Here is a 12,072-nt window from a genome sequence, read left to right as displayed (position 1 = left end):
TCGTGGAGCTGATCGCGATAGGCGGTGCCTATCGTCGCGGGTTAGCGTGGGGGCATGCAGTTCCAGCAGCTGGTCTACTTCGTGGCCGTGGCCGAGACCCGCCACTTCACCCGCGCCGCCGAGCGGGAGCACGTGGCCCAGCCGTCGCTGTCGCAGCAGATCAAGTCCCTGGAGCGGGAGTTGGGCGCCGAACTGTTCAGCCGGGTCCGCGGGAACATCACGCTCACCGACGCGGGCGAGGCCCTGCTGCCGTTGGCGCGGCGGATCCTCGCGGACGCCGACACGGCGCGGCTGGAGGTGCAGGAGCTGGCGCAGCTGCGGCGGGGACGGGTCCGGCTGGGGGCCACGCCCAGTGTGTGCACGGGCCTGCTGCCGGCCGTGCTGCGCGACTTCCACGCGGCGCATCCGGGGATCGAGCTGCTGATCGAGGAGAGCGGTTCGCTCGACCTCGTACGGGAACTCGCGCGCGGGGTGCTGGACCTGGCGCTGATCGCGCTGCCGCTGCCGCCGTCGGCTCCGGCGCTGACCACGGTGGAGCTGCTGACCGAGGACCTGGTGGTGGTCTCCTCGGCCGGTCTCCCGCCGCCCGGGGGCGGCGGGGAGCTCACCATCGCCGATCTGCGCGACGAGCCGATGGTGATGTTCCGGCACGGCTACGACCTGCGGGACCTGACGGTGGCGGCCTGTCGGGCGGCGGGCTTCGAACCCTCCTTCACGGTGGAGGGCGGGGAGATGGACGCGGTGCTGGGCTTCGTGCGCGCGGGCCTCGGTCTGGCGGTCGTCCCCGCCATGGTCGTCGGCGACGGCGGGCCGGGACTGCGCGCCACCGGTCTGGCGGGCTCGCCGCTGCGGCGCACGATCGCCCTCGCGCACCGCACGGACGTGGCTCCGCCGCGCGCGGCCCGCGAACTGAAGCGGATGCTCGTGGGCTCCTGACCGGCCGGCGGGGATGTCAGGCCGCGGGTCTGGGCCATCCCCGGTCGAACCCCTCGGCCAGCATGGCGAAGGCCCGGTCCGCGTCGGCGACGGCGCCCGGATGGACCTCGTCCGCGCTGCGTCCGGCCGCGATCCGCCGCCAGTTCTCCCGGCCCAGCTCGTGCCGGACCGTCACCAGGTGCAGCGCCGCGAGCCTGGCGGGCAGCGGCTCGGCGGATTCGGCCTCCAGGGCCTCGGCGAGCAGTTCCACCTCACGCGCGGTGTAGCGCGCCAGCCGCGCCCCCAGGCCCTCGGTGGAGTACAGCAGCCCCTGGAAGGCGAGCACGTTCGGGTGGTCGCAGAGCCCGGTGATGGGATCCCGCTCGGCGAGGGCCGTCAGGAAGTGCCCGTGGACCGCCGCCACCGGGCCGAGGCCCGCGGCGCGCTCGCGGACGACGCGCGCCACCTCGTCCTGATGGTCGGCGAACCGGTCGAGCACCAGGTCCTCCTTGGTGGGGAAGTACCGGAACAGGGTGGGTTTGGAGACCTCGGCCGCCGCGGCCACGTCGGCGACCGAGACGGCGTCGAACCCTCTCTCCAGGAACAGCTCCAGCGCCGTGGCCGCCAGTCGGCGGCGCGTACGCAACTTCTTGCTCTCGCGCAGACCCGTCGTGTTCTCCATGACGCACAGCGTAGCACGAAAAAATGACCCGGTTAATTTTGTGACCGGGTTGCTTTTTTCTTCTTCGGGCGCTTCTCTTGATTCAGCGAGCGATTCGGCGAGCACAGGGCGACGACGAGAGGGGCGGTCCGATGACGAACAGCGGGGACAAGAGCGGCATGGGCGGCGTGAGCGGTGCGAACGGCATGGGTGGCACGGGCGGCCTGGAGGGCACGGGCGACTCGACCGGGGGCACGGCGGACGGGGCGGTCGAGGTACTGATCGTGGGGGCCGGCCCCACCGGGCTCACCCTGGCCTGTGACCTGGCCCTGCGGGGCGTCTGCGTCCGCGTCCTGGACCGGCGCGACGGCCCGCACCGCGAGTCGCGCGGCAAGGGCCTGCACCAGAGCAGCCTGGAGGTCTTCGAGCGGCTCGGCGTCGCGGAGCGGCTGTCGGCTCTCGGCACCCGGGACCTGACGTTGCGCAAGTACTTCGACGGCGCGCCCGTCACGGACACGCCGACCTCCGGCGGGCTGCTGATCTGCCAGTGGCAGGTGGAGGAGGCGCTGCGCGAGCGGCTCGCGGACCTGGGCACGCGCGTCGAGTACGGGGCCGAGGTCACCGCACTCGACCAGGACGGGAGCGGCGTCACCGCGCGGCAGGCCGACGGCCGCGTCGTCCGCGCCGCGTACGCGGCCGGCTGCGACGGCGGCCGCAGCACGATCCGCGGCCTCCTCGGGATCCCCTTCGAGGGGTACACCGAGGAGAACCCCACGATGGTGATCGCGGACGTGCGGGCCCCCGGGTTGAGCCGGGAGTTCTGGCACCAGTGGTTCACCTCGGAGGGCGGCGGGATCATGCTCTGCCCGATGCCGGGGACGGACGCCTTCCAGCTCCAGGCCTCGCCGGAGACCGACGACCGGGGACGGGCGCTGCCGCCCGGCCCGGAGGGAATCCAACGGCTCTTCGACCGGCACGCCCGCATGGAGGGGATCCGGCTGCGCGACGTCACCTGGCTCTCCACCTGGCGGGTCAACGTGCGCAGGGCCGCGCGGATGCGCGAGGGCCGGGTCTTCCTCGCCGGTGACGCCGCGCACGTCCATCCGATAGCCGGCGGGCTCGGCATGAACACCGGCATCCAGGACGCCGCCGCCCTCGGGCGGACCCTGGCCGGCGTCCTCGCCGGGCCTCCGGAGGGTATCGCGGCGGGGACGATCGCGGCGGGGGCCGGGCTCGACGCCTACGAGTCCGAGCGGCTGCCGGCCGCGGCGGCCCTGCTGGCCGACACCGTCGAGCGGCACGAGCGGGTCCTGGCCGCCGTGCGCGAGCCGGGTCGGGGGACGGAGGCCGGGCTCGACCGACCCGACCGGGCCTGACCCGATCCGGCCCCGCGGCGCCCCGCGCCCCCGCCCCGGGGTCCGCCGCCGGCCGGGCGGGTCAGGGGGTGGGGACGGCGTCCGACAGGGACAGGGCGTGGATCCGGTCCGGGGCACCCGGCCGGGCGTAGTACCAGCCCTGTGCGGTGTCGCAGCCGAGGGCTCGCAGCTGGGCGGCCTGCGCCCCGGTCTCCACGCCCTCGACCGTCACGGCCAGTTCGAGGCTGTGGGCCAGGGCGACGATGCCCTCCACGATCTTGACGTCCACGGGATCGGCGGGCTGCTGCTGCATCCCCCGGGTGAAGGAGCGGTCCAGTTTCAGGACGCTGACCGGCAGGCGGCGCAGGTTGGCCAGGTTCGAGTAGCCGGTGCCGAAGTCGTCCAGCGCGATGTCCACGCCCATGGCCGCGAGCCGCCGCAGCGGCTCCAGGAGCTCGTCGTCGGCCCCGATCAGGGCGGACTCGGTGACCTCCAGGCAGAGCGCGCCGGGAGCCAGCCCGGAGCTCTCCAACACCCGCAGGGTGTCGGCGACCAGCCCGGGGTGGTGCAACTGGGTCGGCGAGAGGTTGACGTTGACGCGCAGCGGGGTGCCGCCGTGTTCGCGCTGCCAGTTGCGGGCCTGGCGCACCGATTCCTCCAGCACCCACCGGCCGAGCGGCACGATCAGCCCGGTCCGCTCGGCGAGCGGGATGAACCGGTCCGGGCCGAGCACCCCGTACTGCGGGTGCGACCAGCGCACCAGCGCCTCCGCGCCGCGCACGCTGCCGTCGTTCATGTGCACCAGGGGCTGGTACTCGATGAAGAACTCGCCGCGCTCCAGGGCGGCGGGCAGGGCGTTGGTCAGGCCGTGCCGGGTGATGGCGCGGGCGTCGGCCTCGGCGTCGGCGAACTCGAAGCGGTTGCCGCCGGCCGCCTTGGCCCGGTACATGGTGATGTCGGCGCTGCGCAGCACCTCCGCCGGGGTGCGTTCGCCGGCCCGGCCCTCGACGATGCCGATGCTGCCCCGCACCGTCAGTTCCCGGCCCTCCAGCCGGATCGGGGTGGACAGGGCCGAGAGGATGCGCACCGCCAGGTCGGTGATCTTCTCCTCGGTGTCGGCGGCCGGTCCGGTGGTCAGGGCCACGAACTCGTCGCCGCCGAGGCGGGCCACCACCTCGCCCGGGCCGGTGGCGCAGCTCTGGAGCCGGTCGGCGACCTCCACGAGCAGCCGGTCCCCGGCCGAGTGGCCGAGGCTGTCGTTGACCGTCTTGAACCCGTCGAGGTCCAGGTAGCACAGGCCGAAGCGGTTGCCGGCCGGGCCGCCCAGGGCCTTCTCCAGCCGTTCGAAGAACAGCGTCCGGTTGGGGAGGCCGGTCAGCGCGTCGTGGGTGGCCTCGTAGCGCAGCCGCAGGTTGAGCAGCCGGCGTTCGGTGGTGTCCTCCATCAGCGCCAGCTGGTACTGCGGGACGCCGTCCGCGTCGCGCAGCAGCGACACCGTCAGGTTGGTCCACAACACGGTGCCGTCGTGCCGGTAGTACGGCTTCTCCACGCGGTAGTGCTCACGCTCGCCGCGGACCAGCTCGCCGTACATCCGCCACACGTGGGGGGTGTCGTCGGGGTGGCCCCACTCGCTGACGTTGCGGCCCCGCACGTGCCCCTCCAGGCCGCCGAACATCTGGAGCAGGGTGTCGTTGACCTCCAGGACGTTGCCCTGGAGGTCGGCGATGCCGATGCCGATGGCGGCGCCCTCGAAGACCGCCCGGAAGCGTTCCTCGCTCGCGTGCAGGGCCTGCTGGGCGTCGCTGCGCGCGGTCAGCGCGGAGCGCGCGATGGCCTCCTGCTCCTTGAGGGTCCGCTCGCGCAGGGCCCGGGCGAAGCCGGCGGCGATGCCGTGCTGGAGTCGGGCGCAGCGCGAGCGGTACTCCTCGGTGCCCTCGGTCCCGGAGCCGTCGGGTCCGCAGTACAGGACGAGATAGGACTCGACCACGCCGAGGGTGCCCGCGAGGGCCTCGGGGTCGGTGCAGTGCACGGCCACGAGTTCGGCGCCCACGCGCTGGGCGACGCCGGCGTCGAAGGGGCGGGCGTGCAGGGCCTCGGTGAGGGTGCGGGTGAGCGGGACGAGGTGCTGTTCGAACTCGGGTCGGGTGAGCGAGGTCGCCGTGACGGGGAAGATGGCCCGCCCCCAGATCGTGGCGAACCGCGCGATCCGGTCCTCCAGACCGCTGCGCAGCTCGCGCAGCGGCGCCCGGCCGGGGGCTCCCGCCCCGTCGGGCCCGGTTCCTGCCTCCGCACCCGCCCGCGCGCCCGCGCGGGGGCCCTTGCGGGGGGTCGCCGGCTGCCTTCCGGTCCGGGCGGTGGTCGACCCGGCGGCCCCGGGGGCCGGGCGCGACTCCCGTCGGGGGGAGGGGTCCGGTTCCCCGGGGGCCTGGCCGGGGGTGGCCGGGGGCGGGGTGGGAGCGGGGAGTCTCACGCCTTGCGTCCCACTCCGGCGAAGCCCGAGAAGGCGTACGGATCCTCGGGGGTCTCGCCCTCGGCGAGCGGCCCGGTGCGGTCGGGTCTCCAGTCCGGCATGGAGACGACGCCCGGCTCCAGCAGCTCGAACCCGTCGAAGAAGCCCTTGATCTCCTCGCCGCTGCGCATGACGAGCGGGTTGCGGATGTCCCGGTAGACGCCGACGGTGCCGCTCGCGACCTCTTCGCTGAGCGGGATGCCCTCGTAGGAGGCGTGCGTGAGGATCAGCATGCTGCCGGGGGCCAGGGCGTCGCGCAGGGCGGCGACGGCCGCGTACGGGTCGTCGGAGTCCTCCAGGAAGTGCAGGACGGCGACCAGCAGCAGGGCGACCGGCCGGTCGAGGTCCAGCAGGCGCGTGAGGGCGGGGGCATCGAGGATCTCCTGCGGCTTGCGCAGGTCCGCGGCGATCACGTCGGTGCGGTCGTCGCCGGCCAGGACGGCCTGGCTGTGGGCCACCGCCACCGGGTCGTGGTCCACGTAGACCACGCGCGCGTCGGGGCTCGCGGCGTGCGCGATCTCGTGGACGTTGCCGAAGGTGGGGATGCCGGAGCCGATGTCGAGGAACTGGGTGACGCCCTCGGCGACGGCGTGGCGGACGGCCCGGCGCATGAACGCCCGGTTCGCCTGCATGATCTTGGGGAGTCCCGGCATGAATTCCATGGCCCGGCGGGCCGCCTGTCGGTCGACCTCGAAATTGTGCGAGCCGCCCAGGTAGTAATCGTAGATGCGGGACACGCTCGGCACCGATATGTCGATGCCTGGCGGGGCCCAGGCGGGGCGCTCCATCGGGGTCTCCAAGCCTTGGTCGTACCGTGGTCCTTCGCCGTCCGTCCAGGAGGTGGGACGGGGCTCGGACTGCTGTCCGAGCCGAATGTACTGATCATTGCCCAACAGGGCGAGCAAAAGCGGAAATTGGCGGTCCGTTCTTGGTCACACACCAAAGGCAGGTGCGGGTCCGGCCACCCAGGGGCGAGAAACCGACAAATACCTTTTGAGAATTGCCCTCCGGGCGATCCGATCCGACCAAAACATGGCTCAAACCTCTAGGGTCCCAACTCCGCCCGATCAGGCGAACCCTGCCCGGCCCTCACGTGCGCGGGCGCGCGCGACCCCATGCTCCCCGGGTGAACAGACCCTGTGCCAGGCGCCTGCTGGTGGTCCCTGTCCTGCTGTGGGCGGCCCTGGCCGCCACACCGGCCATGGCCGATAGCCGCGCCTACGCGACGATCGACACCGAGGACGGCACACCCCTCCTCCAGGCCTTCGCGACCGCCGGAGGCGCCCACTCCGTCGCCGGTCGGGGTGGCGGACATCACGGAGGGGGCAAGGGGAAGGGCCACGGGAACGGCCATGGTCACGGGCACGGGCATGGCCACGGCCACGGCCACGGCCATCACTGCCCGCCGCCCCCTCCCCCGCCGTGTCCCCCCAAGCCCACCCCGCCCAAGCCCACCCCCACCCCCACGCCGACACCGACGCCGACGCCGACCCCCACACCGCCACCACCGAAGCCGACCCCGCCACCACCGAAGCCGACCCCGCCACCGCCTCCTCCACCACCGCCGCCGGCCCCCCGACCGACCCCGGCCCCGCCCAAGCCGACGCCGACTCCACCCCCACCGCCCGCGCGACCGGTCCTCAAGGCGGTCCCGGCCCCGCCTCCACCGCCGGCGCCCGAGCCCCCCGCGCCCTCGACCACCCCTCCTCCACCGGCGCCCCCGCCGGTGAAGATGAAGCCCGTCGCTCGTCCCGCGTACCACGCGGCGACCCGCAAGCCTCAGGAGCACCACATCTCGCCGGTCACGTTCACGCTCATGACGGCGGCCCCCGCCGTGCTCGCGATCGTCGCGCTGCGCCCGCGCTGAGCGCGCCCCCTGACCAGCGACCCCTGACCGCGGACCCCTGACCGCGGACCCCTGATGGCCGGCCCTCGACCGCGGGCCGCCCCCTTCCCCCGCACCTTCTGATCACTTGTCTACATATGGGAGTCATCTTGTCGGAATGGCTCGTCCTGTCCCTCGCGATGGCCGCGGCGTGCGCCGTGGTGCTGTCCATCGCCTTCTTCAACCACCGCAGGATCGGCGAGGACGACGATCCGAACGAGACCCCGGACGTCATCGAGTACATGACGATGATGATCGGGGTGATCTACGCGATCGTGCTGGGTCTGGCGATCGCGGGCGTCTGGGAGGGCCGCGGCGCCGCCCAGGAGTACGTGCGCCAGGAGGCGCAGGCCCTGCACGAGATCAGCGTCCGCTCCGAGGTCTACCCGGCCGAGGTCCGCAAGAAGATCCGCGCCGACGTCGACGCCTACGTGACCCACGTCGTCGACACCGAGTGGCGGCAGATGGCGGACGAGGGGACGCTGACGGACCGCAGCGCGGAGCTGCTGGAACGTATCCGCCGTGACGTGACCGACTACGAACCGCAGACCGACCACGAGGGCCAGGCCTACCAACCGCTGGTCGACCAGGTCGCGCTCGTCGACGACGCCCGCAACGCGCGCGGCCAGAGCGCCGGCGCCACGATGCCCGGGGTGGTGTGGTTCGGGCTGATCGCCGGCGCCCTGGTGACGGTGGGTCTGATCTTCACCCTGCAGATCCGCCGTTCGTTCCGCGAGATGCTCCTCGCGGGCCTCTTCAGCGCGCTGATCGCCTTCCTGCTGTTCCTGATCTGGGACTTCGACGCCCCCTTCGGACGGGGCATCTCTGCGACCGCCGAACCCTTCCTCGCCCAGTTCGGGCACCTGGGACTGGACGACTGAGCCACGCCCCACCCGCCGGCCCGGCAAACCGGGGACGGGCCTCCCGTCCCCGGTTCGGCCTACGCCCGTGCCCCATTCGCCCGTTCCTGATCGCGGGTCACCGCACCCGCGCCTAGCGTGACGGACATCGAGGCGCACTCCCCCCACGTGCGGAAACGCTGCGCGATTGCTCCTCGGGGATCCGGAGAACCGACCATGGGTGCGATACGCAGCTCCGCCACAGCCCTGCCGGTCGCCGGCGCCACGGCCATCGCCCTCGCGCTCGGCGCCTTCGCCATGCCCTCCGCCGGCGCGGCCGACGCGGCGCCCGTCACCTCCTTCGGCTTCGCCATCACCCCCTCGACGGTGGCTCCCGGCGGCCAGGCCGTGCTGTCGGTGACCGGTTGCGACGCCGCCTTCGCCACCGCCTCCTCCGGGGTCTTCGACACCGTGAGCATCGCGCGGGGGCAGACCGCACGGGTCACCGTGGACCGCGACGCGCGGCGCGGCGCCCAGTACTCCGTCACCTTCACCTGCGACGGGGAGAACGGATCCGCCGACCTCACCGTGGCGGGCGGCACCGCGTCGCTGCCCAGCACCAGTTCCACGACCGGCGCCAGGGCCCGGACGACCGCCCCCGCCACCCCCCGAAGCACCACCGGCACCACGAGCGCGGGAACAAGCACGGGAACGGGCACCGGGACCGGCACGGGGACGACCACCGGCACGGCCCCCCGCAGCACCACCGGCACCGTCACCGGCACCACCACCACCGGCACCACCGCCGGCACGTCCCCGCGCGCGACCCTCGGGGTGCGCGGCGGACTCGGGGGCAGCGTCGCGGGCATGGACCCCGTGGAACTGGGTGCGGGAGCGGGCCTCTTCCTCACCGCCGCCGGCGCGACCGCCTTCGCCCTGCGCCGGCGCGGCTCGGCCCGCGGCCACTGACCGACTCCCCCCGCGGCGAGCCCCCGGCGACCGCCGTCCGCTCCGGGTCCCCAGCGGGATCCGGAGCGGAAGGCGACCGGCCGGGGCCGGGAGGAACGTACGGCGGGACACGAGTGCCGGGCGCACCACGAACGCGGGGGCGGAGGGTCGAAGGACGGGAGGAATCGGAGTCGGGAGAGGAGGAAGGCGAGGCCGTCGAGCGGTGCCGAGCGCCCGGGCGGGCGGGCGAACCGGCGGCCGAAACGGGCGGGCGGGTGAACGGGCGGGGCAACGGGAGCGCGCGCCGGCGGGCGCGCGGCGACCCTCGGACGCGGAACGGCGACGCGGTGCGAGACCGCGTGGCCGCACCCCGTCAGACCCGGCTGCCCACCGTGCGGCGACGGCGGATCACGTGCACGCCCGCGCCCAGGGCCGCGGCGCCGACCAGGCCGGAACCGATGGCCGTCTCCGCCGTGGAGGGACCGAACGAGCCGCCGATGCCGCCCTGCGCGCCGTTGCCGTGCAGGATCGTGAAGCGGTGGGTGGCGACCAGGTTGTTGTCGTTGCACTTGACCGACAGGGTGTGGTGGCCGGGCGAGGCGTGGTTGAAGATCCGCACGCTCGCGAAACCGATGGAGCCGGCCGACAGGTTCGTCTGCGGGAAGTTTCCGTGCGACCAGACGACGCCGCCGTGGCCGCAGCCCGCGGCGCTGACCTGCATCCTGGCGCCCTGGTGCACGGAGTAGGGATTGACCGTGACGTTGCTGGGCCCGTTCCCGCCGCCCTGCGGGGGGTTCGCGGCGGCGAACGTGGCACTGAGCCCGATCGCGGCGCAGGCGGCCGCGGTCACGGTGAGAGCGCGGAAAGCACGCATGGTGGAACCTCCAGCGGGAAGCGCCCCGGAGCGGTGGCCCGGGCAGATCGACGAGAACGCCTCCCATCACGAACCCTCGGGGCGCCGCGCATCCGGCGCATGTCCACCTTTGGGCCGCCCGGTTGAGCGACACGCCGACGCGCGGACTGATCATCTGACGGATCCGCAGGTCACGAGCCGTCAGGCATTTATGTGACGATTACCTGGATGGGTGCATCCCTTACGGCCGCACCGCCCGCCCGCCGGCCCTCCACCACCCGTTCGCCCTTCCCCGATCGCCGTCCCGCGCGAGCGGCCTTAGCGTGCGGGGAGAAGGGCGTACCGGGGAGGGACTGGAACGCGGGTCGGGACCCCCGCGTCGGGAAGGGAGAGCCATGACCGAGGACGAGTGTGAGCAGCGACCGAGGAGACGCTCCCCCTGGGGCGTACTCGCGATGGTCATGCTCACCGGCCTCGCCATGATGCGGAACGGGGCCGATGCCGAGGACGGGCCGCCGCAGCCGACGGCCGCGGCGGCCGTCGCCGTGCGCGCGGACCAGCTGCCGGCCAATCCACCCACGCCGGCGGCGGACATGGAGGTGCTGGACCACTCGTCGGTGCAGCGCGTCCGGATTCCGACGATCAACGTGGACGCGCCGGTGATGACGGTCGGGCTGGACGCGCAGGGTTGGATCGACGCGCCACCGCCCGAGGAGAGGAACCTGGCGGGCTGGTACCTGAACGGCATCTCGCCGGGCCAGCGGGGATCGTCGGTGATCGTCGGGCACGTGGACAACGCGCAGGGCCCGGCGGTCTTCTACGGCCTCGGATCGCTCAAGCCGGGTCACCGCATCGAGGTGGAGCGCTACGACGGGCGCACGGCGGTGTTCGAGGTGTACGGGGTGGAGGTGTTCTCCAAGGAGTCCTTCCCGGGCTCCCGCGTGTACGGGGACACGGGCCACGCCGAACTGCGCGTGATCACCTGCGGCGGCGGCTACTCGAAGGCCAAGGGCTACGACGGCAACGTGGTGGTCTTCGCCCGCATGGTCGCGGCCCGCTGACCCTCGCCCCCTCGCCCCCTTCCCCCGTTCCCCTCCCCCGGCACCGCCGCGGGGCGGGGGAGACGGAGGAGGGGGGCGGTTTCAGCGGGGCGGGAGGGTGGGGAGCGTCATGCGGTAGCCGCGGGCCAGGAGTTGGGGAAGGTAGGTGGCCAGCGCGTGGACGCTCTGCGTCCGGTCGCCGCCCGCGTCGTGGTTCAGCACGATCACCCCGGGGCCGGCGCCGGCCATGACCCGGGAGACGATGGTCGTGGTCCCCGGCTCCTTCCAGTCGAGGGTGTCCACGGTCCACGCCAGGGGTTCCATACCGAGGTCGGCCCCGATCTCGAACGCGGCGCGGTTCCACGCCCCGTAGGGGGCCCGGAACCACAGCGGGGCCTCCCCCACGCTCTGTCGGACGACCTCGCTGGTGCGGCCGATCTCGGCTTCGAGGGCGGACCGGCCCAGGGTGGGGATGAGCGGGTGCGTCCAGGTGTGGTTGCCGATGACGTGGCCCTCGGCGACCATGCGGCGCAGCAGGTCACGGTTCTCGGTGGCCATCTCCCCGCAGACGAAGAACATCGCGCGGACCCCGTGGCGGGCGAGGGTGTCCAGGATGGCGGGGGTGTAGCGCGGGTCGGGGCCGTCGTCGAAGGTGAGCACCATCGCGGAGGCGTGGGCGGCGTCGGCCGGCAGTTCCAGGATGGGGCGGTTGCGGACCGCGGGCTTGACGGTGGGCGGTCGCGCGGGGGCCTCGGCGGTCATGGGGCGCAGGCGGTAGGACTTCTCCGGCGGTCCGGCGGGGCGCAGCCCGGGCGCTCCGCCGGCGCCGACGGATCCCGGTGCGCCCGGGGCGCCGGTCCCGGCGGGCGTGCCGGCCTCGCCGCCGGAGACGAGGGCGGAGGCGGTGGCGATTCCGAGGAAGACGGCGGTACGCAGGAGCATGCGTCGCCCTACTGTCTGCTCGTCATTTGTCATTATTACTACGTATCAACGACATCGTCGAAGATGTCGAGAGGCGCGGACGCTCCCCGCTCCCCCCACCCGGACGGGCCAACGGCCCCACCGAT

The 12,072-nt window shown here is 73.5% G+C and carries 11 protein-coding genes; 6 read left to right on the top strand and 5 right to left on the bottom strand.

All coding sequences use genetic code 11. The features are described 5' to 3' along the window. Positions 1–54: 54 nt before the first annotated feature. A complete protein-coding gene (locus ACZ6ZI_RS17495) occupies positions 55–936 on the top strand; it encodes a LysR family transcriptional regulator (protein ID WP_469521397.1) in 882 nt (293 codons plus the stop codon). A 16-nt stretch (positions 937–952) separates the two neighbouring features. On the opposite strand, the gene ACZ6ZI_RS17490 is transcribed toward ACZ6ZI_RS17495, so the two are convergent. Then, the gene (locus ACZ6ZI_RS17490) at positions 953–1,597 is read right to left on the bottom strand and encodes a TetR family transcriptional regulator (protein WP_469521394.1); all 645 of its coding nucleotides are present in this window, start codon (positions 1,595–1,597) and stop codon (positions 953–955) included. A 131-nt stretch (positions 1,598–1,728) separates the two neighbouring features. Here ACZ6ZI_RS17490 and ACZ6ZI_RS17485 point away from each other — a divergent pair, with 131 nt between their 5' ends. After that, positions 1,729–2,952 carry an FAD-dependent oxidoreductase gene (locus ACZ6ZI_RS17485; protein ID WP_469521392.1) on the top strand — a complete coding sequence of 408 codons (1,224 nt, stop codon included), beginning with the start codon at positions 1,729–1,731 and terminating at the stop codon, positions 2,950–2,952. Between the two features lie 61 nt (positions 2,953–3,013). Here the strand turns inward: ACZ6ZI_RS17485 and ACZ6ZI_RS17480 are convergent, their stop codons facing one another. Continuing rightward, complete coding sequence (locus ACZ6ZI_RS17480) at positions 3,014–5,170, bottom strand: putative bifunctional diguanylate cyclase/phosphodiesterase (RefSeq protein ID WP_363059147.1); 2,157 nt, start codon at positions 5,168–5,170, stop codon at positions 3,014–3,016. A gap of 227 nt (positions 5,171–5,397) precedes the next feature. Continuing rightward, positions 5,398–6,228: an SAM-dependent methyltransferase gene (locus ACZ6ZI_RS17475; protein ID WP_363059149.1), complete on the bottom strand. Its 831-nt coding sequence runs from the start codon at positions 6,226–6,228 to the stop codon at positions 5,398–5,400. A 944-nt stretch (positions 6,229–7,172) separates the two neighbouring features. On the opposite strand from ACZ6ZI_RS17475, the gene ACZ6ZI_RS17470 reads away from it, so the two are divergent. The 3 genes from ACZ6ZI_RS17470 (at position 7,173) to ACZ6ZI_RS17460 (ending at position 9,133) form a co-directional block, all read left to right on the top strand. Beyond that, the gene (locus ACZ6ZI_RS17470) at positions 7,173–7,307 is read left to right on the top strand and encodes a hypothetical protein (protein WP_469521389.1); all 135 of its coding nucleotides are present in this window, start codon (positions 7,173–7,175) and stop codon (positions 7,305–7,307) included. Between the two features lie 128 nt (positions 7,308–7,435). Further along, a complete protein-coding gene (locus tag ACZ6ZI_RS17465; RefSeq protein WP_363059053.1) occupies positions 7,436–8,206 on the top strand; it encodes a bestrophin-like domain in 771 nt (256 codons plus the stop codon). A gap of 195 nt (positions 8,207–8,401) precedes the next feature. Continuing rightward, positions 8,402–9,133 carry a hypothetical protein gene (locus ACZ6ZI_RS17460; RefSeq protein WP_469521386.1) on the top strand — a complete coding sequence of 244 codons (732 nt, stop codon included), beginning with the start codon at positions 8,402–8,404 and terminating at the stop codon, positions 9,131–9,133. Positions 9,134–9,485: 352 nt separating this feature from the next. On the opposite strand, the gene ACZ6ZI_RS17455 is transcribed toward ACZ6ZI_RS17460, so the two are convergent. Continuing rightward, complete coding sequence (locus tag ACZ6ZI_RS17455) at positions 9,486–9,986, bottom strand: hypothetical protein (protein ID WP_469521385.1); 501 nt, start codon at positions 9,984–9,986, stop codon at positions 9,486–9,488. A 374-nt stretch (positions 9,987–10,360) separates the two neighbouring features. Between ACZ6ZI_RS17455 and ACZ6ZI_RS17450 the strand changes: the two genes are divergently transcribed. Next, on the top strand, positions 10,361–11,026 hold the full coding sequence (locus tag ACZ6ZI_RS17450) for a class F sortase (protein WP_363059059.1): 666 nt from the start codon (positions 10,361–10,363) through the stop codon (positions 11,024–11,026). An 81-nt stretch (positions 11,027–11,107) separates the two neighbouring features. On the opposite strand, the gene ACZ6ZI_RS17445 is transcribed toward ACZ6ZI_RS17450, so the two are convergent. Then, the gene (locus tag ACZ6ZI_RS17445; protein ID WP_469521381.1) at positions 11,108–11,980 is read right to left on the bottom strand and encodes a polysaccharide deacetylase family protein; all 873 of its coding nucleotides are present in this window, start codon (positions 11,978–11,980) and stop codon (positions 11,108–11,110) included. Positions 11,981–12,072: the final 92 nt, after the last annotated feature.

It is taken from the genome of Streptomyces sp. NPDC103540 (assembly GCF_055584445.1).
This window is presented reverse-complemented; position numbering and strand designations above follow the sequence as displayed.

Excerpts from the sequence above, each read along its gene's own strand:
- ACZ6ZI_RS17495 (WP_469521397.1), top strand. The coding sequence starts at position 55 with ATGCAGTTCCAGCAGCTGGTCTACTTCGTGGCCGTGGCCGAGACCCGC.
- ACZ6ZI_RS17490 (WP_469521394.1), bottom strand. The coding sequence starts at position 1,597 with ATGGAGAACACGACGGGTCTGCGCGAGAGCAAGAAGTTGCGTACGCGC.
- ACZ6ZI_RS17485 (WP_469521392.1), top strand. The coding sequence starts at position 1,729 with ATGACGAACAGCGGGGACAAGAGCGGCATGGGCGGCGTGAGCGGTGCG.
- ACZ6ZI_RS17475 (WP_363059149.1), bottom strand. The coding sequence starts at position 6,228 with ATGGAGCGCCCCGCCTGGGCCCCGCCAGGCATCGACATATCGGTGCCG.
- ACZ6ZI_RS17470 (WP_469521389.1), top strand. The coding sequence starts at position 7,173 with ATGAAGCCCGTCGCTCGTCCCGCGTACCACGCGGCGACCCGCAAGCCT.
- ACZ6ZI_RS17460 (WP_469521386.1), top strand. The coding sequence starts at position 8,402 with ATGGGTGCGATACGCAGCTCCGCCACAGCCCTGCCGGTCGCCGGCGCC.
- ACZ6ZI_RS17455 (WP_469521385.1), bottom strand. The coding sequence starts at position 9,986 with ATGCGTGCTTTCCGCGCTCTCACCGTGACCGCGGCCGCCTGCGCCGCG.
- ACZ6ZI_RS17450 (WP_363059059.1), top strand. The coding sequence starts at position 10,361 with ATGACCGAGGACGAGTGTGAGCAGCGACCGAGGAGACGCTCCCCCTGG.
- ACZ6ZI_RS17445 (WP_469521381.1), bottom strand. The coding sequence starts at position 11,980 with ATGACAAATGACGAGCAGACAGTAGGGCGACGCATGCTCCTGCGTACC.